We start from the raw sequence: 20,461 nt of genomic DNA on the forward strand, positions 1-20,461 counted from the left end.
ACCCTTTCGTGTGCTTTTCACCAAAGACCTCAAGGGAGTTGAAGCCGACGCCGACAAAGGATCCGTGAGTACCCTTGCGCACACCATGATGACCGCCGCCCGCTCCACCGACTCCGGTCTGGCCGGCCCGGGCGAACTCGACCGCTACCCCTACGCAGAGCCCCACGTGGCCGACCGCGTCGGAGCGCCCTCCTGGGAGGGCGCGGACCCCGAGCTGGGCCGCGTCGGCCGACGTGCCGCGGGCAGCCGCGGACGCGGACTGCACGGCCAACTCGTTCAACAGCTCGGACAGATGATCGTATCCGGAGACCTGGGCGCGGACCGACCGCTGGTGCCCGAGGAGATCGGCCAGCGCTTCGAGGTCTCCCGCACCGTCGTCCGCGAGTCCCTCCGTGTCCTCGAAGCCAAGGGCCTGGTCAGTGCCCGCCCGAACGTCGGCACGCGCGTGCGTCCCGTCAGCGACTGGAACCTGCTCGACCCCGACATCATCGAGTGGCGGGCCTTCGGGCCCCAGCGCGACGATCAGCGCCGCGAGCTGAGCGAGCTGCGCTGGACGATCGAGCCGCTCGCCGCCCGCCTCGCCGCCGGGCACGGGCGGGAGGACGTGCAGCAGCGCCTCTGCGACATGGTCGAGATCATGAGCCATGCCATGGCGCAGGGCGACTCGCTGACGTACTCGCGCGCCGACAACGAGTTCCACGCCCTGCTCATCCAGATCGCCGGCAACCGCATGCTGGAGCACCTCTCCGGGATCGTCTCGGCGGCCCTCCAGGTCTCCGGCGGTCCGGTCACGGGTTGTGAGCGGCCGAACGAGGCGTCGCTCGCGCAGCACGCGCGGATCGTCGACGCGCTCGGCACCGGCGACGGCGCGGCCGCCGAGACGGCCATGCGGCAACTGCTCACGGTCCACCCCGAGGTCGAGCGCGTGGTGCCCGCCCCGCGCGAGCACTGAGCCCCGCGACCGGGGTGGTGCGGTCGCCGGTGTGCGGCGTCGGCCTGGCTCTCGGGGCGCTCGTGTCGGCGCCGGGCGCGTTGCCGGCCGCCGCTGGACCCCGCCGGACCCTGTCCGGTCCGGCGGGGTCCAGCGGTGCGACCGGCCGCCGGGGCCATGTGCACGACCGGGCAGGACGGCAACGGTGATCTGGTCTGCCCGTGTCTGACTCCTTTTGACCGCTTACGGGGTGTGACTCGGGCCACGCAGATTGGGCGTAACGCTCGTGGAGACAGCGCGATGACCTAAGAGGTGACAGCCGCGGAGGGAATACGGACGCCATCACAGGCGCTGTGCATCTTCCCCGGCCCCCGCCCGCGCCGTCGGCCCATCCCCAGGCCGGTGGTCGGCTCCTGTCCGCAGTGGACGGTGCCGGAAGCCGTTTTCCAACGTTCCGAGAGGTTGTTCGTGTCGGCCAGCACATCCCGTACGCTCCCGCCGGAGATCGCCGAGTCCGTCTCTGTCATGGCGCTCATTGAGCGGGGAAAGGCTGAGGGGCAGATCGCCGGCGACGATGTGCGTCGGGCCTTCGAAGCTGACCAGATTCCGGCCACTCAGTGGAAGAACGTACTGCGCAGCCTCAACCAGATTCTTGAGGAAGAGGGTGTGACGCTGATGGTCAGTGCCGCAGAGCCCAAGCGCACCCGCAAGAGCGTCGCAGCGAAGAGCCCGGCGAAGCGCACCGCCACCAAGACGGTCGCGGCGAAGGCGGTGACGACGACGAGGCAGGCCACCGCCACCACGGCCGCCCCCGTGGCGCCCGTCGCTCCGGCCGCAGCCGATTCCGCCGAGGAAGCCGCACCCGCCAAGAAGGCCGCGGCCAAGAAGACCACCGCCAAGAAGGCGGCTGCCAAGAAGGCCGTCGCCAAGAAGACGGTGGCCAAGAAGACCACGGCCAAGAAGGACGACGCCGAGCTTCTCGAGGACGAGGTGCTCGAGGAGACCAAGGTCGCCGACGAGCCCGAGGGCGCCGAGAACGCGGGCTTCGTCCTGTCCGACGAGGACGAGGACGACGCGCCCGCGCAGCAGGTCGCCGCGGCCGGCGCCACCGCCGACCCGGTCAAGGACTACCTGAAGCAGATCGGCAAGGTCCCCCTGCTCAACGCCGAGCAGGAGGTCGAGCTGGCCAAGCGCATCGAGGCGGGTCTGTTCGCCGAGGACAAGCTGGCCAACGCCGACAAGCTGGCGCCGAAGCTCAAGCGTGAGCTGGAGATCATCGCCGAGGACGGCCGCCGCGCCAAGAACCACCTCCTGGAGGCCAACCTCCGACTGGTGGTCTCCCTGGCCAAGCGCTACACCGGCCGCGGCATGCTCTTCCTGGACCTCATTCAGGAGGGCAACCTCGGTCTGATCCGCGCGGTCGAGAAGTTCGACTACACCAAGGGCTACAAGTTCTCCACGTACGCCACCTGGTGGATCCGTCAGGCCATCACCCGCGCCATGGCCGACCAGGCCCGCACCATCCGTATCCCGGTGCACATGGTCGAGGTCATCAACAAGCTCGCGCGCGTGCAGCGCCAGATGCTCCAGGACCTGGGCCGCGAGCCCACCCCGGAGGAGCTGGCCAAGGAGCTCGACATGACCCCGGAGAAGGTCATCGAGGTCCAGAAGTACGGCCGTGAGCCCATCTCCCTGCACACCCCCCTGGGTGAGGACGGCGACAGCGAGTTCGGTGACCTCATCGAGGACTCCGAGGCCGTCGTCCCCGCCGACGCCGTCAGCTTCACGCTCCTGCAGGAGCAGCTGCACTCCGTTCTGGACACCCTGTCCGAGCGCGAGGCCGGCGTCGTCTCCATGCGGTTCGGTCTCACCGACGGTCAGCCGAAGACCCTCGACGAGATCGGCAAGGTGTACGGCGTGACGCGTGAGCGCATCCGCCAGATCGAGTCCAAGACCATGTCGAAGCTGCGCCACCCCTCGCGTTCCCAGGTGCTGCGCGACTACCTCGACTAGGTCGCGGTCGTACGACGGCGAAGGCCCGGTTCCCCACGCGGGAGCCGGGCTTTCGTGCTGCGCGCGACGGCGTAGTGGATCACTCTGGGTGTTCCGGTACCACCCGAGAGTGAGGAGCCTGTATGCGCCGTTCCGTTGCGCGGGCACTGATCCGGCCGCTGGCCCTGGCGGCCGCCGTGACCGCCATACCCCTGGAGAACGCAGCTCCCGCGGCCGCCGACAGCGTGGTGGTCGGGGGCTTTCCGATAGACGTCTCCCAGGCTCCGTGGACCGTCGCGCTGTCCAGCCGTGACCGGTTCGGGGGTACGCGGGCGGGCCAGTTCTGCGGCGGCGTCGCGGTCGCACGGACGGCGGTGCTGACCGCGGCCCACTGTCTGGCCGAGGACGTCCTCGGGGCGCCCCCGAACCGTGTGCGCGACCTCCGGGTCATCGCGGGCCGCACCGATCTGCTGTCGAGTGAGGGGCAGGAGGTCGCCGTACGCGACGCCTGGATCAATCCGGCGTACGACACCGGGACCAACGCCGGCGACTTCGCCGTGCTCACCCTGGCCAAGCCGTTGCCGCAGAGCGCGGTCATCGGCATGGCGGGCGCGGCGGATCCGGCCTACAGGGCGGGCACGCAGGCCACGGTCTCCGGGTGGGGTGACACGACCGGCGGGGGTGCCTATGCGCACAGGCTGTACGCCGCACACGTGCACGTACTGCCCGACGACCGCTGCGTCCGCGCCTATCAGGGCGGCCTCGACGGCACCTACCGGGCCGGCAGCATGCTCTGCGCCGGAGAGGCCGCCGGGGGCCCGGATGCCTGCCAGGGGGACAGCGGCGGCCCGCTGGTGGCGGGAGGGCGGCTGATCGGGCTCGTGTCCTGGGGGAGCGGCTGCGGCAGGCGGGGCAGCCCCGGTGTGTACACACGCGTCTCCGACGCCGTGAGAGCCGTGGAGACGGCCTCAGGGGGCCGGACGCGGCCTCACGGAGGCTCGTGAAGCGTCCACACGGGAACATGAGCACGGGCGGCCGCTCCTGGACAGGAGCGGCCGCCCGTTCGCCGGCCTGTGCCGGAGCTGGCTCGTCGTATGTGCGAGATTCAGCGCTCTTCGTCGGAAGCGGTGTTCGGAACCGACGTCAGCCGCTCCGTCTCGTCCTGTATCTCAGCGGCGATCTTCTTGAGTTCCGGCTCGAACTTGCGACCGTGGTGGCCGCAGAAGAGCAGCTCTCCGCCGCTGAGCAGGACGACGCGCAGGTATGCCTGGGCGCCACAGCGGTCGCAGCGATCGGCGGCCGTCAGGTGGCTCGCGGGGGTCAGAACAGTAGTCACGTCGCCTCTTCTCTAGCTCGACGAGCTGTCGTACCAGGGTCAACATCCAACCAGCCCGAAAACGTTCCCGCTCGTGGCTTTTCCTGGAAAAAATCTTCCGGGCGGCTGTCTGCTGCCGGTTGGCGGCGAATGTGCCGTAGTGCGTCTCTCGTGGTGCTTACGGTTTCGCGCAGTGTTGTGTTTCGGTCCTCCAGGCGGGGTTGCCTGTTGTTCAGGAGGACGTGCCCGGAGCCTAAATGGTTCATGCCTCCAATGGAACGTGATATGTACTTCACTCCATCGAGGGATCGAACAGGTATGCGAGCCTGGACTAGTCTGAGTTCTTGACGAGGGTGGCGTTACATCGGCTCTACCAGGCCTCGGTACCCTCTGAGCGGCGACCGAAGCCGTCCCCTTACCCAGTAGGGGGCCAACTGAAATTCAGCGAGGAGCGAACCGCGTGACCGCCGATACGTCCGTGCCGTCCACAGCGCTGCTGGCAGGAGCAGACCGGGACGGTTCCAACTACACCGCGCGGCACCTGCTCGTCCTCGAGGGCCTCGAGGCCGTGCGCAAGCGCCCGGGCATGTACATCGGCTCGACCGACAGTCGCGGTCTGATGCACTGTCTGTGGGAGATCATCGACAACTCCGTGGACGAGGCTCTCGCGGGCGTCTGCGACCGCATCGAAGTGATCCTCCACGACGACGGTTCCGTGGAGGTGCGCGACAACGGCCGTGGCATCCCCGTGGACGTCGAGCCCAGGACCGGCCTGTCCGGCGTCGAGGTCGTCATGACCAAGCTGCACGCGGGCGGCAAGTTCGGCGGCGGCTCGTACGCCGCCTCCGGCGGTCTGCACGGCGTCGGCGCCTCCGTGGTCAACGCCCTGTCCGCCCGTCTCGACGTCGAGGTGGACCGCGGCGGCCACACGCACGCCATCAGCTTCCGGCGCGGTGCGCCGGGTGCCTTCGCGGCCGACGGTGCCGACGCGAAGTTCGAGGCCAAGAGCGGACTGCGCAGGACCAAGAAGATCCCCAAGACCCGTACCGGCACGCGGGTGCGGTACTGGGCCGACCGCCAGATCTTCCTCAGGGACGCCAAGCTCTCCCTGGACAACCTCCACCAGCGCGCCCGGCAGACCGCCTTCCTGGTGCCGGGTCTGACGATCATCGTGCGCGACGAGTTCGGCCTGGGCGAGGGCGGCAGCAAGGGCGAGGAGTCCTTCCGCTTCGATGGCGGTATCAGCGAGTTCTGCGAGTACCTGGCGGGTGACAAGCCGGTCTGCGACGTCGTCCGCTTCTCGGGCAAGGGCACCTTCAAGGAGACCGTCCCCGTCCTCGACGAGCACGGCCAGATGACCCCCACCGAGGTCACCCGTGAGCTGGGCGTGGACATCGCGATGCGCTGGGGTACCGGCTACGACACCACGATCCGGTCCTTCGTCAACATCATCGCCACCCCGAAGGGCGGCACCCACGTCTCGGGCTTCGAACAGTCTCTGACGGGCGTGTTCAACGACGTGCTGCGCACCAAGAAGCTGCTGCGGGTGGCCGAGGACAACATCGTCAAGGACGACGCCCTCGAGGGCCTCACGGCCGTCGTGACCGTGCGCCTGGCCGAGCCGCAGTTCGAGGGCCAGACCAAGGAGGTCCTCGGCACCTCGGCGGCCCGCCGCATCGTGAACAACGTGGTCACCAAGGAGCTGAAGGCGTTCCTGACCAGCACGAAGCGGGACGCCGCCGCGCAGGCCCGGGTCGTCATGGAAAAGGTGGTGGCCGCCGCCCGCACCCGCGTCGCGGCCCGCCAGCACAAGGACGCCCAGCGCCGGAAGACCGCGCTGGAGTCCTCGTCCCTGCCGGCGAAGCTCGCCGACTGCCGCAGCGACGACGTCGACCGCAGCGAGCTGTTCATCGTCGAGGGCGACTCCGCGCTCGGTACGGCCAAGCTGGCGCGGAACTCCGAGTTCCAGGCCCTGCTGCCGATCCGCGGCAAGATCCTCAACGTGCAGCGGTCGTCGGTGACCGACATGCTCAAGAACGCCGAGTGCGGCGCGATCATCCAGGTCATAGGAGCGGGCTCGGGCCGTACCTTCGACATCGACCAGGCGCGCTACGGCAAGATCATCATGATGACCGACGCCGATGTGGACGGCTCCCACATCCGCTGCCTGCTGCTCACGCTGTTCCAGCGCTACATGCGACCGATGGTCGAGGCCGGCCGGGTCTTCGCGGCGGTGCCGCCGCTGCACCGCATCGAGATCGTCCAGCCGAAGAAGGGCCAGGACAAGTACGTCTACACGTACTCCGACCGCGAGCTGCGGGACAAGCTCATGGAGTTCCAGAGCAAGGGCATCCGGTACAAGGACTCCATCCAGCGCTACAAGGGTCTGGGCGAGATGGACGCCGACCAGCTGGCCGAGACCACGATGGACCCCCGTCACCGCACGCTGCGCAGGATCAACCTGTCCGACCTGGAGGCCGCCGAACAGGTCTTCGACCTGCTGATGGGCAATGAGGTGGCGCCGCGCAAGGAGTTCATCTCCAGCTCGGCGGCGACGCTGGACCGCTCGCGCATCGACGCGTAGCCGCTGCGCTGGGCCTCGGCCGACTCAGCATGCCCGAGGTGGGCTGACCTGGTCGGCCGGGGCGGGCGAGGGGGCCGCTGGCCGGCGGAGGGGGATGGTGTTCTGTCTCCGTGGGCTCCGTGGGCTCCGTGGGCTCCGTGGGCTCCGTGGGCTGGGTGGGCTGGGTGGGCCTCTGAGGTCGGCGGGTTGGTTTTCTGCGGTGGTTGGGGCCGTCCTTCGGTTTCGGTCGGGTGGCTCGTGCGGTGGCTGAGTCGTCTGTGCGGTGGACGCGTGGTCCGTGCGGTGGACGCGTGGTCCGTGAGGCGGCCGGGTAGTCCGTGCGGTGGCTGCGTAGTCCGTGCGGTGGCTGGGTGGTTCTTCGGGTCCGGCCGGGCGGCCGCCGACCGCCACGATTCTCTGCGGTGGCCGGACCCCGGCCGCGACCGACCTCCGCCTCCCCTCCCGGCGCGGTATGCGCACCCGCGGGGTCTACACCCGTGGGTGGAGACGAGCCGCTGCAGGTTTCCACCCGTGATCCACCCCGGCTCCGATCTCCCGACCTGCGCTTTTCCGTAGCTTCGTAGGTGTCGGCAGCACCCGCTCCCGACACCACCTTCTCGCTCACGGAGGCTTTGATGTCCGGGCTCGTCAACGCGCTGGTGATCGTGGCCGTCGCCGCCATAGTGATCGTGCGGTAGTTCCGCGCCCGCGCCATCAACACCGACCGGCGCTGGTGGCTGATCCCCGTGGTCCTCGCCGTCCTGGCGCTGCGCGAGCCCGGCATCCTCGACGCCCACCACCGTGCGGAATCCGCCGTGCTGCTTGCGGTGGAACTGATCATCGGTGTGGCCACCGGCGCCGGCTGGGCCTGGACGACCCGCATCTGGACGGAACCGGACGGTGTCGTGTGGACCAAGAGCACCAGGGCGAGCGTCGCGGTATGGATCGTGGGCATAGCCCTGCGCATCGGTATCTACGCCATCGGCGCCGTACTCGGCCTGCACCAGGACAGCTCCGCCCTGATGTGCGCTCTCGCCGCCACTCTGCTGGTCCGTGGCGGAATCCTGGTCTGGCGGGCGCAGTCTCTCGGCGGCGTGAACCGCCCCGCTCCGGCGTACGGTGACGGCATGCGGCCGGTCAGGAGGGAGCGCGCGTGAAGGAGAACGCCTGGACACGCTGGCCGTCGCGGGAGGCGCTCGGCCGCGAGGGAACCTCGGGGCCCCGGCGCCTGATCGCCTGGTCCGTCAGGTGCCTGGTGATCGCCATGCTTCTGTGGGGCGCGTACAACCAGAGCCACGTCGGCCTCTGGGGCGGACTCGCCGCGATGGGCGGGGTCCTCGTGACTGCTCTCCTCGCCTGGGCCTTCTTCCGGACCACGTACCAGCACCGGCTGGTGCCCTCTCTGGTGCTGATGGGCGCACTCATGGGCATGGCGGTCGCCGGTGAGGCCACGGGGTTCAGGGGACCGGCCCTGGTGATCTGGTGCGGCTGTGGGATCGGCGCCCTGGAGCGGCTGCCACTCGCGGCCGCAGCTCCGGTGACCACGGTGGGCCTGGCCGCATACTCCGCTTTCAACAACGACGTCTGGCTGACCACGGCCGCCTCGGTCGCGGGCATGGCCCTCGCCGGATACGTCCTGCGGCTGGACGCCGAGGCCCGCGGCCACGCGCAGCAACTGCTTGCCCAGGAGCGCGCCGCCCGGGCAGCCGAGGCCGAGTCCGCGGCGCTGGCCGAGCGAGCCCGGATCGCACGGGAGATCCATGACGTGCTGGCCCACAGCCTTTCGGCGCAGCTGGTGCACCTGGAGGCGGCCCGGCTGCTGATCGAGAACGGCGCGGACCGTGACCGCATCCTGGAGCGAGTGGTGGCCGCCCGGGGCATGGCCCGCGACGGGCTCGCCGAGACCCGGCAGGCCCTGTCCGCGCTGCGCGGCGAGCTGACTCCGCTGGAGGATTTCCTGAGCGAGCTCGTCAGCGGGGCCGACGGCGCCGAGGTCACTGTGACGGGTGAGCGCAGAGCCCTGCCGGCCGAGGCCTCCCAGGCCGTGCGCAGGGTCGCCCAGGAAGCGCTGACGAACGTCCGTAAGCACGCACAGGGTGCCAAGGTGCGCCTGAGACTCGACTACAGCGAGCACGAAGTGACGCTCGACGTGCGGGACACGGGAGGGCGGCCGGGCGAACTCACGGGATCCGGAGCCGGGTACGGTCTGCTGGGCATGCGCGAGCGGGCCGAGCTGCTGGGCGGTTCACTGGACGCGCGGCCGGAGGAGGAGGGGTTCGTGGTGACGCTGAAGGTGCCTGTATGACGGAGACGGAGGGGGAGAGGAAGCCCGCACGGGTGGTGGTCGCCGACGACCAGACCGTGGTCCGGGAGGGCATCGTGATGCTGCTCGGGCTGCTGCCCGGGGTGGAGGTCGTGGGGGCCGCGGGAGACGGCGAGGAGGCGGTGCGGCTGGTCGCGGAACTGGCCCCGGACGTCGTCCTGATGGATCTCAGGATGCCCCGCTGCGACGGCGTGGAGGCCACCCGGCGGATCCGGGCGGAGTACCCAGGGACCCAGGTCGTGGTGCTCACCACGTATGCGGACGACGAATCGCTGTTCCCCGCACTGCGCGCAGGCGCCCGGGGCTATCTGACCAAGGACGCGGGCGGTGACGAGATCGTGCGTGCCGTGGAGAGCGTGCTGTCGGGGGACGCGGGTCTGTCGCCGAGTGTCCAGCGCCGGTTGCTGGAGCGGCTGTCACAGCCGGAGCCCGGCCCGCCCGCGACCGTCCAGGCGCCGCCCGACGGACTGACCGCGCGGGAGACCGAGGTGCTGCTGCTGATCGCCGAAGGGTTCAGCAATCAGGAGATCGCCCGCAAGCTGCATGTGTCGACCGCGACCGTGAAGACACACATCAACAATCTCTTCTCGAAAACGGGCCTCAAGGACCGGGCGCAGGCGGTGCGTTACGCCTACAGCAAGGGGCTGGTGCGGCCGCCCACAGAGTGAATCACCTGATGGGGTGAAGAGCCGGAGGAAGAAGAGTCACGGAACTTCCCGATCTGTCCATCCTTGGGCATGCAGTCAAGCAATGGTCGTGCCCGTGGAGCCGGAGACGGTCCCGAGAGTTCGGCCGAGAACCGTCAGGACCACGGCGCGCCCTCCCGTGGGACGTACGAAGACCCTTGGTACGACGCACTGGCCTCCGGCTGGGGCGAGTTGGACGCCACCGGTGTGCCCGCGCAGGCGATGCCATCCGCTCGCGGGGAGGGGAGCGGGAGGGCGGTTCGGGCACGCGATGTGTACGTCGAGGTGCAGCGCAGCGCGGCCTTTCAGGAGGTGCGCACCAGGTACCGGCGGTTCGTCGTGCCGGGAGTCGCCGCCTTCCTCGCCTGGTACCTGGGCTATGTGGTCGCCGCCACGACGGCGCCGGGACTCATGGCCCGTTCCGTGGCGGGAGCGGTGAACGTGGCCATGCTGGCCGGGCTCGGACAGTTCCTCACCACGTTCCTGCTCACCTGGGCCTACGCCCGGCACGCACGGCTGCGCCGGGACCGGGCGGCGCTGGAGCTGCGCTGGGACACCCAGGAACTGGCCCGCGAAGTGCGGGGAGACGCCTCGTGACCGGTGAACACCAGACGCTGGCGCTGCTGTTGTTCAGCGGATTCGTGGCCGTCACCCTCGGGATCACGACGTGGGTGAGCCGTCGCCGACGTGGTTCGGCGGAGGAGTTCTACGCCGGAGGGCGGCTGTTCTCTCCCATGGAGAATGGTTTTGCCATCGCCGGTGACTACATGTCGGCGGCCTCCTTCCTCGGGGTCACCGGGCTCATCGCGCTGTACGGGTACGACGGGATGCTGTACGTCGTGGGCTTCCTGGTGGCCTGGCTGGTCGTGCTGTTCCTGGTGGCCGAACTGGTGCGCAACTGCGGGCGGTTCACCCTGGCCGACGTGGTGGCCGCGCGGATGAGCGAGCGGCCGGTGCGGATCGCCGCGGGAACTTCCTCGGTCACGGTGTCCGTTCTGTATCTGGTGGCGCAAATGGTCGGCGCGGGCAGTCTGGTGGCGCTGCTGCTGGGGCGGACGAGCGGGGCCGCGCAGGCCTGGGCGGTCATCGGGGTCGGCGCGCTCATGGTGATCTATGTGTCGTTGGGAGGGATGCGGGCCACCACCTGGATCCAGATCGTGAAGGCGGTGCTGCTGCTGAGCGGCACCATCGCGCTGACCGTCCTCGTCCTGCTCCGCTTCCACGGCGACGTCGACCGCCTGCTGCTCACCGCCGCGGACCGCAGCGGTCACGGAAGGGCATTCCTGGCCCCGGGCCTGAAGTACGGCGGGACCTGGACCGCCCGCCTCGACTTCATCAGCCTGGGACTCGCCCTCGTGCTGGGCACAGGGGGACTGCCGCACATCCTGTCCCGCTTCTACACCGTGCCCACCGCGCGGGCCGCACGCCGTTCCGCGGTGTGGTCCATCGGGCTGATCGGCGGCTTCTACCTGATGACGATCGTCCTCGGCTTCGGGGCGGCCGCGGTGGTGGGGACGGACACGCTGCGCGGTTCGAACGCGGCCGGGAACACCGCGGTGCCGCTGCTCGCCCTCGACCTGGGCGGTGGCGCGGGCTCCACCGGGGGCACGGTCCTGTTCGCGGTCGTCGCCGCCGTCGCCTTCGCCACGATCCTCGCGGTGGTCGCCGGCATCACCCTCGCCTCGTCGGCGTCGGTGGCGCACGACCTGTACGCGTCGCTGCGGCGCTCGCGAGGTACGGCGCGCAGCGAGGTGGCGGTGGCGCGCTGGGCGGCGGTCGGCATCGGTGTCGTGGCGATCGCGCTCGGTCTGCTGGCCCGTGACCTCAACGTCGCCTTCCTCGTCGGCCTCGCCTTCGCCGTCGCCGCGTCGGCGAACCTCCCGGTGCTGCTGTACTCGCTGTTCTGGCGCGGCTTCACCACCCGCGGCGCGGTGTGGGCCGTGTACGGCGGACTGATCCCGGCGCTCGGACTGGTGCTGCTCTCCCCCGTGGTGTCGGGCAGCCCCACCTCGCTGTTCCCGGACGTCGACTTCCAGTACTTCCCGCTGCAGAACCCGGGCATCGTCTCCGTCCCGCTCGGCTTCCTCGCCGGCTGGCTCGGCACGATCACCTCGGACGAGGCTGCGGACGAGGCCAAATACGCCGAGACGGAGGTCCGGTCGCTGACCGGAGCCGGGGCCGTGTAGCCGGTCACCCGCCGGGCACGGATCGCTACGGCGCCACCCAGGCGTAGCGGTGCTCTGGCCGGCCGGTGTCGCCGTACTTCAGGGAGAGCCGGAGCCGGCCGGCCTGTTCCAGGTGGCGGAGGTAGCGCTGGGCCGTGGAGCGGCTCAGACCGGTCCTGGCGGCCACCTCGTGGGCGGACAGCGGCTGGTCGGCGCGGTGCAGGACGCCGCAGATCAGATCGGTCGTGGGCTCCGAGTGGCCGCTCGGCAGACCGGGCGCGGACGGCGCGGGAGACGTCCGCAGCGCCCCGAAGATCCGGTCGACCTGCTCCTGCCCGGTCAGGCCGCGGCCGCCGACCCGGTCCACCGTGCGGCGCAGCGCGGCATAGGAGTCGAGGCGGGCGCGCAGGGCGGCGAACGTGAAGGGTTTGACCAGGTAGTGCAGGGCGCCCAGGCGCATCGCCCGCTGGACGGTCGTCACATCGCTGGCCGCGGTGATCATGATCACGTCCGTGCCGTGGCCCTGCTCCCGCATGCGGTGCACGAGATCGAGACCCGTCTGGTCCGGCAGATAGTGGTCGAGCAGGACCAGGTCGACGGTGCCGCGTTCGACGGCGGCCAGTGCCTGGGCGGCGCTGTGCGCGCGGGCGGTCACCCGGAAGCCGGGAACCTTTCCCACGTACTTGGCGTTTATCTCGGCGACGCGGAAGTCGTCGTCCACGACCAGGACGTCAATCATCAGGCCTCTCCTTCAAGGCCGCCGGGCGTTAAGCCCGTGTTTCGGCTCCGCAGTTGTAGCGCGAGCAAAAAGAGCACAACAGACTCTTGCAAGCAGAAGAACGGCTTGCGCTCACAAGACTCCTGCTGTGGCCGGGGCCACACCTACCGTCCCGGGCCATGAGCGCACACACCAGCCCCGCCATCGAGCTGCGGGGCGCGAGCAAGACCTTCAGAACCCCGTCAGGGGGACGGCACACAGCCGTGCGCGGTCTGGACCTCACCGTCGGCCGGGGCGAGTTCGTGGCCGTCGTCGGCCCGACCGGCTGCGGCAAGTCCACCACGCTGACGCTGGTCAGCGGCCTGGAGGAGCCCACCGAGGGCGAGGTGCTGGTGTCCGGCGAGCCGGCCTGTGGCGTCGGCGACAAGGTCGGCTTCGTCTTCCAGCAGGACGCCACCTTCCCCTGGCGCACGGTCCTGTCCAACGTCATGGCCGGCCCCCGCTTCCGGGGCGTGCCGAAGGCGGAGGCCAAGGAGAAGGCCCGGGAGTGGCTGGCCCGCGTCGGCCTCGCCGCCTTCGAGGACCGTTACCCGCACCAGCTCTCCGGGGGTCAGCGAAAGCGTGTCGCCCTCGCCGCCACGTTCGTCAACGACCCCGAGATCCTGCTGATGGACGAGCCGTTCTCGGCGCTGGACGTGCAGACCCGGGCCCTGATGTCGGACGAACTGCTGGAGCTGTGGGAGGGCACGGGCGCCTCCGTCGTCTTCGTCACCCACGACCTGGAGGAGTCCATCGCGCTCGCCGACAAGGTCGTCGTGATGACCGCGGGACCCGCGACCGTGAAGCAGGTCTTCGACATCGATCTGCCCCGGCCGCGCAAGGTCGAGTCGGTGCGCCTGGAGCCGCGGTTCATCGAAATCTACCGCGAGATCTGGGAGTCCCTCGGCGAAGAGGTCCGCATCACCCGGGAAAGAGGTGCCGCCCATGTCGCCTGACGTCATGCCCGAGGCCCAGGCCGTACTGGCCACGACCGAGCCCGCCGACAAGACGAGCCGTGCGCAGACCCGCGCGCAGGCCGCCCGCCGCCGCAAGCTGCTCGTCAACGCCGTGCGCGTGCTGCTCCTCGTGGCCGTCCTCGGGCTGTGGGAGGGGCTGTCCCGGGCGAAGATCATCGATCCGTTCAACTTCTCGATGCCGTCGAAGATCTGGGACCAGATCTGGACCTGGGTCATGCACGGCACCGCGCTCGGCTCGCTGGGCGAACAGATCTGGTACACGCTCTACGAGGCCCTGCTCGGCTGGGTGATCGGCGTGGTCGCCGGCGTGCTCCTCGGTATCGCCCTCGGGCGGATCAGGTTGCTCGCCGAGGTCCTTGGTCCATACATCAAGGTGCTCAACTCGATCCCAAGGATCGTTCTTGCACCCATCTTCCTGATCTGGTTCGGGCTGGGCCCGTCCTCCAAGGTCGCCTCCGCGGTCGTGCTGGTCTTCTTCCCGGTGTTCTTCAACGCCTTCCAGGGCGCCCGCGAGGTGGACCGCAACCTGGTGGCCAACGCCCGCATCCTGGGCGCCGGCGACCGCCAGGTGACCCTGCAGGTGGTCATCCCGTCGGCCACCTCCTGGATCTTCACCAGCCTCCACGTCAGCTTCGGTTTCGCCCTCATCGGCGCCATCGTCGGCGAGTACATCGGTGCCACCAAGGGCATCGGCCTGCTCGTCTCTCAGTCGCAGAACACGTTCAACTCGGCCGGCGTCTACGCCGCGATGGTCATCCTCGCGGTCGTCGCCCTCGCCGCCGAGGGGCTGCTGACCTTCGCTGAGCGCCGCATCTTCCGCTGGAAGCCCGCCGGTTCCGACAGCTGACCGGCCCTCATCAGGCCCCCACGCCTTCCCCGTACCGCCCTCTCACAAGGACGTGAACCGCATGCGCAACACCGCCAGATACGCCTCCCTGGCCGCCGCCGGCCTGCTCGCGCTGTCCTCCCTCACCGCCTGTGCCAATGACGCGGCCAGCTCCACGGCCGACACCGGCAGCGGCGGGGGCGGCGGCAAGGGGGAGAGTGTCAAGATCATGGTGGGCGGCCTGGACAAGGTCATCTACCTGCCCGCGATGCTCACCCAGCGCCTCGGCTACTTCAAGGCGGAGGGCTTGAACGTCCAGCTCCTCAGCGAACCCGCAGGTGTCCAGGCCGAGACCGCGCTGGTCTCCGGCCAGGTGCAGGGAGCCGTCGGCTTCTACGACCACACCCTCGACCTGCAGACCAAGGGCAAGTCGGTGGAGTCGGTCGTCCAGTTCTCGCACGCGCCCGGCGAGGTCGAGGTGGTCTCCGACAAGGCAGCCGGCGACCTGACGTCGCCCAAGGACTTCAAGGGCCGCAAGCTGGGTGTGACCGGGCTCGGGTCCTCCACCGACTTCCTCACCAAGTACCTCGCGGTCAAGAACGGCGTGCAGGTCAACGAGTTCACTCCGGTCGCCGTAGGGGCCGGACCGACGTTCATCGCGGCCCTCCAGAAGGGGGCCATCGACGGCGGTATGACCACCGACCCGACCGTCGCCACGATCCTGGACAAGAAGGCGGGCAAGGTCCTCATCGACATGCGCACCCCCGAGGGCTCGCAGAAGGCGCTGGGCGGGCCGTACCCGTCGTCAAGTCTGTACATGCAGACGGACTGGGTGAACGGACACAAGGACACCGTCCAGAAGTTGGTCAACGCGTTCGTCAAGACGCTCAAGTGGATGTCCACCCACAGCGCCGACGAGATCGCCGCCCAGATGCCGGCCGACTACTCCCAGGGCAACAAGGCGCTGTACGCCCAGGCCATCAAGAGCACACTGCCGATGTTCACCGACGACGGTGTGATGCCCCAGGGCGGCCCCGAGACCGTCGAGAAGGTGCTCAAGTCGTTCAACCCCAACATCAAGAACGCCAAGGTCGACTTGAGCAAGACGTACACCACCGAGTTCGTCGACGCGGTCGAGTAGCCGAGTCCGCTCAGCCGCGGGTCGCCCACACGTAACGGTGTTCCGGGCGGCCCGCGTCGCCGTACTTGAGGGTCAGCCGCGCCCGTCCGGTGCGCTCCAGGAGCTTGAGATACCGCTGGGCCGTCTGCCGGCTCACTCCCGTCCGATCGCCGATCTCCTGGGCGGACAGCGGCCCTTCGGCGTTCAGCAGCGCCTGGCGCACCAGCTCGGCCGTCGTCGGGGAGTGCCCCTTGGGCAGCCCGGGCTCCGACGGCGCGGACAGGGCGCCGAAGATGCGGTCCACCTCCGCCTGTTCGGCCTCGCCGCCGCCGTCCAGGGTGCGCCGCAGCCGCGCGTACGCCTCCAGCTTGGCGCGCAGACCGGCGAAGGCGAACGGCTTCACCAGGTACTGCAGCGCCCCCTGCCGCATCGCGGCCTGGACGGTCGACACGTCCCGCGCCGCCGTCACCATGATCACGTCGGCCTGGTGGCCGCGCCTGCGCATCTCCCGGACGACCGCGAGACCGGTGTCGTCGGGCAGATAGTGGTCCATGAGGACCAGGTCGAGCCGCGGCAGTGTCTCCACCTGCCGCAGCGCCTCGGCCGCGCTGTGCGCCTCTCCGGCCACATGGAAGCCCGGCACCTTCTCCACGTACGCGGCGTTGACCCGGGCGACGCGGGTGTCGTCGTCGACGACCAGGACCTCGATCATCGGGTGTCCTCCTCGGTGACGGCAGCGGGCTCGGGGGACTTGTCGAGCACCGCGGGTGCCAGCTCCGGCTCGGTCAGTGCCTCCGGAAGGACCACGGTGAACTCCGCGCCGCCGCCGGCCGCCTCGTCCACCGTCGCGCTCCCGCCCTGCCGTTCGGCGAGCCGGTGCACCAGCGAGAGCCCGAGGCCCCGTTTGCCGTGCGCGGGCGGCTTCTTGGTGGACCAGCCGTCTCTGAAGATCAGCTCCCGCTGGTCGGCCGGGACACCGGGGCCCGTGTCGTGCACCCTGAGGACGACCGTACGGCCCTCGGTGCGCAGCTCGACCTCCACGCGCGCGTGCAGCGTGCCGGCGACCGCGTCGAGGGCGTTGTCCACCAGGTTGCCCACGACGGTGACCAGACCCCGCGGATCGATCAGCCGGTCCGGCAGCCGCGTGCGCTCCGACACCCACAGGGCGACTCCGCGCTCGGCCGCGACGGTCGCCTTGCCGACCAGCAGCGCGGCCAGCAGGGGATCCTGGATCTTCTCGGTGACCTGCTCGGCGGTGGCCCGGTGGTCGCCGACCACCTCGCCGACGAACTCCACCGCGTCGTCGTACATCTCCAGCTCCAGCAGTCCGAGCAGGGTGTGCATGCGGTTGGCGTGCTCGTGGTCCTGGGCGCGCAGGGCGTCGATCAGGCCGCGCGTGGAGTCGAGTTCGCGCCCCAGCTGCTCCAGTTCGGTGCGGTCGCGCAGGGTGGCCACGGCGCCGCCGTCACCGGTGGGCATACGGTTGGCGACCAGCACCCGCTGACCGCGCACGGTGAGCAGATCGGTGCCGGTCACCCGGCCGGCCAGGACGTCCGTCGTACGGCCCGCGCCGAGGGCCTCGTCCGGGGTCTGTCCGACGGCCTCGTCGCCGATGCCGAGCAGCCGCCGCGCCTCGTCGTTGAGCAGGCGGACACGGCCGCCGCGGTCGAGGGCGACCACGCCCTCACGGATGCCGTGCAGCATCGCCTCGCGCTCCGCGAGCAGCGCCGAGATGTCGGAGAAGGCCAGGTCCCGGGTCTGCCGCTGGACCCGCCGGGAGATCAGCCAGGCGGCCAGCGCGCCCACCGCGAGAGCGCCTCCGGCGTACGCGAACAGCCCCGGGATCGCGCTGATCAGCCGCGCCCGCACGCTGTCGTAGGCGATACCGACCGAGACCGCCCCGATGATCCGGTGGTGGGCGTCGTACAACGGCACCTTGCCGCGGGCCGAGCGGCCCAGGGTGCCATTGTCGATCTCCATGACCTCGTTGCCCTTCAGGGCGTCTTTCGGGCTGGTGGAGACCTTCTGGCCGATGTTCGAGACGGTGGGATGCGACCAGCGCACCCAATGGGTGTCCAGCACCACGATGTACTCGGCGTGCGTGGCCCTGCGGATCCGTTCGGCCTCCCGCTGCACCGGGCCGTCCGCGGTCGGCGGGGTGGTCAGGACACCCTCGGCGATCTGCGGGTCCTGGGCGGTCGTCTGCGCGATGGCCAGCGCGCGGCGCTCCGCCTCCTGGTCCAGCTGCTTGCTCAACGGCGCCAGGAACAGCCCGGTCGCGAGCACCGCGACCCCCGCGGCGATCGTCAGCTGCATCATCAGCACCTGCGAGAACACCCGCCGTGGCATACCGAGGCGCAGACGGCGTGCGGGGGGAGTGGGGCTCATGCGCACGACGTTACGTGGGGGGACCCGACGCGCCCCAGGGGGTGTGGTGGGGATCTCTTGACCGATCCTTGAAAGAGGCGTTTCGCTCCGGCGGGGAGCGGTCGCTCAGTTCGCCGGCGCCGTCGGCCTCAGCTCGCGCACGGCCACGACGTCCATCCGGGCCGGCGTACCGAACACTGCCGCGCCGCAGCTCTCCGGGCGGGGCGGCAGCGACGCCCCCTGCGCCACGCTCACCCGCCAGCGGCGGCCGTCGGCGTGCCCGACGGTGACCTCCCAGCGTGGGGCCGCGCCGTCGGTCCGTACGACGCACAGCACTCCCGCACGGTACTCGCCCGCCACCGACCGGACGGCCAGCTCGGCCGCCTGGCCGGGCCGCTCCCAGGCGGAGCAGCCGCGGCACCCCTCGACCACCACGCGCCCCTCCTGCGCGCCGTGCAGCGCTTCCTTGATGGTGTGCGCCTCGGCGCGGCCGTATGCGTAGCCGTACGGCAGGACGAGCACGGTCGGCGAGAAACGATGTCCACCCAGATGGGTGACCTCCCAGACGCCGCGCACGCCCGAGGCGCACAGCTCGGCGGCCAGCGGACGGCCCAGGAGGGCGCAGCAGCGGTCGCGCTTTCCGTTGGTGCACACGAGCGCGAGCGGGTCGCCGCGGTACGGCCGCCCGCCGAGCGCGGTACCGAAGGAAGCGTGGTCACCCGCTCCGAGCGCGGCGAAGTCGAGGCCCAGCAGCCGGCCCGGATCGCGGGTCGTGGCGCTGTGCAGCCATACGTGACCGGGCAGGGTGTGGGCGGCGTACACCTGCCGGACGGCGGGCCCGCCGGGGTCGGCGTGGCGCCCGGGGCGCCGGATGAGCGCGACGCGTACGCCGGTTCCCTCGGCGGCCGCCTCCAGTGCTCGCCCCACCGCGGGGTCCAGGTGGCTCGAAGTGAGCGCCTTGGCACCCCACGGGCCGGGCTGTTCCAGCAGCAGCCAGGTCGTCGCCGTGGCCGCCGTGCCGGAAACGGGCTCGTCGAGGCTTCGGGAGACGGTCGCGCACCTACTCACAGAGGTGAGCCTAACCTGACTCCCCCTAGGGCGACTTCCGGCCGCGGCTGTGTCCTATTCCTTCGGGCTGGGCCTGCTCCGGGAGCGGCTGCGGCGGCCGGGGACCGACGTACTGGCCCACCGGCCGCATGCGCAGCGGGCGCTCGCCGTACTCCTCCAGGGCGTGCGCGATCCAGCCCGCCGTCCGCGCGACGGCGAAGATCGTCTCGCCGGCCGTGGCGGACATGCCGCTGGACGCGGTGAACACCGCCAGGGCCAGGTCGACGTTGGCGTGCAGCGGGGTGTGGCGGGCGGTCGTGGCGACGATGTCCCGGGCGGCGAGCAGGGCGGACTCCGCGCGCGGGACCTGCTCCAGCAGGTCGAACAGCACACGCGCGCGTGGATCCTCACCGGTGTACAGCCGGTGGCCGAGCCCCGGGACCCGGCGGCCGGCGCGCAGTTCATCGGCGATGACCGGGACCGCCGTGCCCTGGTCCAGCACGTCGAGCAGCATGCGGTGGGCGCTGCCGCTCGCGGCTCCGTGCAGCGGGCCCTCCAGGACGCCGAGCCCGGCCGAGACGGCCGCGTACGCGTGCGCGCGGGCCGAGGCGGCGACCCGGACCGCGAGCGTGGAGGCGGCCAGGTCGTGGTCGGCGAGCAGGGCGAGCGCGGTGTCCAGGACGCGCAGGGACGCCTCGTCGGCGGGACGGCCGGTCAGGCGGCCCCACAGCCGGTGGGCGAGCGGGCCGTCGTCCCTGTGGTCGCGCCGGGCCGGTGGCAGCGCGTCGACCAGCGTGGGGATCAGGATCCGCGCCGTGTTCAGCACGGCGTCCTCGGACAGGTCGAAGCGCAGGGGGTCCTCGGCCGCCGCGGCGACGGCGGCCACGCGCAGCCGGTCGGTGGGGGAGGCGTGCTCGGACAGGGCGTTCACCGCGCGGCGGGCGACCTCGACGGTGGGGCGGGGCGCGGAGAAGGCGACGCCCGGGGTGAGCCGGCCCGTCCACAGCCACTCCGCGACCTCCTCGTAGGAGTGCCGGAGCGCCAGCTCGACGGCGTCCACGCCCCGGAAGTAGTACCGGTCCTGCTCGATCAGCGTGATGCGGGTCCGCACGGACAGGTCCCCGCCGGAGCCCGGGGTTCCGGCCGCCTCCCGGCGATGGCGCCGGGCGAGGGCCTCGACCTCCTTCGCCTCGAAGGTGCTGGCACGGCCGCCGGGCTCGCGCCTGCTGCTGAGCAGGCCGCGGCTCACGTACGCGTACACCGTCTCCGGTTTCACGCCGAGCAGTTCGGCGGTCTCCTGAGTGGTCAGCCTGCGCTCGGGACGGCCGGGAGCGGGTTCGTGATCGCGCATGGGGGTCACCGTAGCCGCCTCTGCACATGTTGATCAGTTTG

Annotated in this window: 17 protein-coding genes and 1 pseudogene; 12 read left to right on the top strand and 6 right to left on the bottom strand. The window is 70.6% G+C overall.

The annotated features are described in order from the left end of the window. Positions 1–64 precede the first annotated feature (64 nt). The 3 genes from SRB17_RS31915 to SRB17_RS31925 all read left to right on the top strand — a co-directional run bounded on the left by SRB17_RS31915 (position 65) and on the right by SRB17_RS31925 (position 3,927). Complete coding sequence (locus SRB17_RS31915) at positions 65–952, top strand: FadR/GntR family transcriptional regulator (RefSeq protein WP_323376533.1); 888 nt, start codon at positions 65–67, stop codon at positions 950–952. 447 nt (positions 953–1,399) lie between these two features. Then, positions 1,400–2,944 (top strand): RNA polymerase sigma factor, encoded by a 1,545-nt coding sequence (locus tag SRB17_RS31920; RefSeq protein WP_323376534.1) that lies wholly within the window; start codon positions 1,400–1,402, stop codon positions 2,942–2,944. Between the two features lie 122 nt (positions 2,945–3,066). Continuing rightward, positions 3,067–3,927, top strand: a complete 861-nt coding sequence (locus SRB17_RS31925) for a serine protease (RefSeq protein ID WP_153543661.1) — start codon at positions 3,067–3,069, stop codon at positions 3,925–3,927. Positions 3,928–4,028: 101 nt separating this feature from the next. Here the strand turns inward: SRB17_RS31925 and SRB17_RS31930 are convergent, their stop codons facing one another. Then, complete coding sequence (locus SRB17_RS31930; RefSeq protein WP_323376535.1) at positions 4,029–4,259, bottom strand: hypothetical protein; 231 nt, start codon at positions 4,257–4,259, stop codon at positions 4,029–4,031. Positions 4,260–4,698: 439 nt separating this feature from the next. Between SRB17_RS31930 and SRB17_RS31935 the strand changes: the two genes are divergently transcribed. The 6 genes and pseudogenes from SRB17_RS31935 to SRB17_RS31960 all read left to right on the top strand — a co-directional run bounded on the left by SRB17_RS31935 (position 4,699) and on the right by SRB17_RS31960 (position 11,996). Then, on the top strand, positions 4,699–6,822 hold the full coding sequence (locus tag SRB17_RS31935) for a DNA topoisomerase IV subunit B (RefSeq protein WP_323376536.1): 2,124 nt from the start codon (positions 4,699–4,701) through the stop codon (positions 6,820–6,822). Between the two features lie 614 nt (positions 6,823–7,436). Next, positions 7,437–7,958: pseudogene (locus SRB17_RS31940) on the top strand (DUF1453 domain-containing protein). Next, entirely contained in the window at positions 7,955–9,106 is a 1,152-nt protein-coding gene (locus SRB17_RS31945) for a sensor histidine kinase (RefSeq protein WP_323376537.1), read from the top strand. The pseudogene SRB17_RS31940 and the gene SRB17_RS31945 overlap by 4 nt, the downstream one beginning before the upstream one ends. Continuing rightward, on the top strand, positions 9,103–9,792 hold the full coding sequence (locus SRB17_RS31950) for a response regulator transcription factor (protein ID WP_153543662.1): 690 nt from the start codon (positions 9,103–9,105) through the stop codon (positions 9,790–9,792). The genes SRB17_RS31945 and SRB17_RS31950 overlap by 4 nt, the downstream gene beginning before the upstream one ends. Positions 9,793–9,861: 69 nt before the next feature. Beyond that, on the top strand, positions 9,862–10,407 hold the full coding sequence (locus tag SRB17_RS31955) for a DUF485 domain-containing protein (protein WP_153543663.1): 546 nt from the start codon (positions 9,862–9,864) through the stop codon (positions 10,405–10,407). Next, complete coding sequence (locus tag SRB17_RS31960; protein ID WP_323376538.1) at positions 10,404–11,996, top strand: cation acetate symporter; 1,593 nt, start codon at positions 10,404–10,406, stop codon at positions 11,994–11,996. The genes SRB17_RS31955 and SRB17_RS31960 overlap by 4 nt, the downstream gene beginning before the upstream one ends. Before the next feature lie 25 nt (positions 11,997–12,021). Here the strand turns inward: SRB17_RS31960 and SRB17_RS31965 are convergent, their stop codons facing one another. Beyond that, positions 12,022–12,714 (bottom strand): response regulator, encoded by a 693-nt coding sequence (locus SRB17_RS31965; RefSeq protein WP_153543664.1) that lies wholly within the window; start codon positions 12,712–12,714, stop codon positions 12,022–12,024. Between the two features lie 158 nt (positions 12,715–12,872). Here SRB17_RS31965 and SRB17_RS31970 point away from each other — a divergent pair, with 158 nt between their 5' ends. From SRB17_RS31970 to SRB17_RS31980, 3 genes are all read left to right on the top strand, one after another. Then, positions 12,873–13,688: an ABC transporter ATP-binding protein gene (locus SRB17_RS31970; RefSeq protein ID WP_153543665.1), complete on the top strand. Its 816-nt coding sequence runs from the start codon at positions 12,873–12,875 to the stop codon at positions 13,686–13,688. Then, positions 13,678–14,556, top strand: coding sequence for an ABC transporter permease (locus SRB17_RS31975; RefSeq protein ID WP_153543666.1), 879 nt, complete (start codon positions 13,678–13,680; stop codon positions 14,554–14,556). The genes SRB17_RS31970 and SRB17_RS31975 overlap by 11 nt, the downstream gene beginning before the upstream one ends. Positions 14,557–14,617: 61 nt before the next feature. Next, complete coding sequence (locus tag SRB17_RS31980; RefSeq protein WP_153543667.1) at positions 14,618–15,676, top strand: ABC transporter substrate-binding protein; 1,059 nt, start codon at positions 14,618–14,620, stop codon at positions 15,674–15,676. Between the two features lie 10 nt (positions 15,677–15,686). Here SRB17_RS31980 and SRB17_RS31985 read toward each other — a convergent pair whose 3' ends face one another. The 4 genes from SRB17_RS31985 to SRB17_RS32000 all read right to left on the bottom strand — a co-directional run bounded on the left by SRB17_RS31985 (position 15,687) and on the right by SRB17_RS32000 (position 20,420). After that, positions 15,687–16,367: a response regulator gene (locus SRB17_RS31985; protein ID WP_153543668.1), complete on the bottom strand. Its 681-nt coding sequence runs from the start codon at positions 16,365–16,367 to the stop codon at positions 15,687–15,689. Continuing rightward, the gene (locus SRB17_RS31990; RefSeq protein WP_153543669.1) at positions 16,364–18,043 is read right to left on the bottom strand and encodes a sensor histidine kinase; all 1,680 of its coding nucleotides are present in this window, start codon (positions 18,041–18,043) and stop codon (positions 16,364–16,366) included. The genes SRB17_RS31985 and SRB17_RS31990 overlap by 4 nt, the downstream gene beginning before the upstream one ends. Positions 18,044–18,148: 105 nt before the next feature. After that, positions 18,149–19,090: a sucrase ferredoxin gene (locus tag SRB17_RS31995; protein WP_323376539.1), complete on the bottom strand. Its 942-nt coding sequence runs from the start codon at positions 19,088–19,090 to the stop codon at positions 18,149–18,151. A 25-nt stretch (positions 19,091–19,115) separates the two neighbouring features. After that, the gene (locus SRB17_RS32000) at positions 19,116–20,420 is read right to left on the bottom strand and encodes a citrate synthase (RefSeq protein WP_153543670.1); all 1,305 of its coding nucleotides are present in this window, start codon (positions 20,418–20,420) and stop codon (positions 19,116–19,118) included. Positions 20,421–20,461 lie beyond the last annotated feature (41 nt).

It is taken from the genome of Streptomyces sp. RB17 (assembly GCF_009604455.1).
Taxonomy (GTDB): Bacteria; Actinomycetota; Actinomycetes; order Streptomycetales; family Streptomycetaceae; genus Streptomyces.

Coding starts and splice junctions, on each gene's coding strand:
- SRB17_RS31955 (WP_153543663.1), top strand. CDS start 9,862: ATGCAGTCAAGCAATGGTCGTGCCCGTGGAGCCGGAGACGGTCCCGAG.
- SRB17_RS31970 (WP_153543665.1), top strand. CDS start 12,873: ATGAGCGCACACACCAGCCCCGCCATCGAGCTGCGGGGCGCGAGCAAG.
- SRB17_RS31980 (WP_153543667.1), top strand. CDS start 14,618: ATGCGCAACACCGCCAGATACGCCTCCCTGGCCGCCGCCGGCCTGCTC.
- SRB17_RS31990 (WP_153543669.1), bottom strand. CDS start 18,043: ATGAGCCCCACTCCCCCCGCACGCCGTCTGCGCCTCGGTATGCCACGG.
- SRB17_RS31985 (WP_153543668.1), bottom strand. CDS start 16,367: ATGATCGAGGTCCTGGTCGTCGACGACGACACCCGCGTCGCCCGGGTC.
- SRB17_RS31975 (WP_153543666.1), top strand. CDS start 13,678: ATGTCGCCTGACGTCATGCCCGAGGCCCAGGCCGTACTGGCCACGACC.
- SRB17_RS31925 (WP_153543661.1), top strand. CDS start 3,067: ATGCGCCGTTCCGTTGCGCGGGCACTGATCCGGCCGCTGGCCCTGGCG.
- SRB17_RS32000 (WP_153543670.1), bottom strand. CDS start 20,420: ATGCGCGATCACGAACCCGCTCCCGGCCGTCCCGAGCGCAGGCTGACC.
- SRB17_RS31950 (WP_153543662.1), top strand. CDS start 9,103: ATGACGGAGACGGAGGGGGAGAGGAAGCCCGCACGGGTGGTGGTCGCC.
- SRB17_RS31965 (WP_153543664.1), bottom strand. CDS start 12,714: ATGATTGACGTCCTGGTCGTGGACGACGACTTCCGCGTCGCCGAGATA.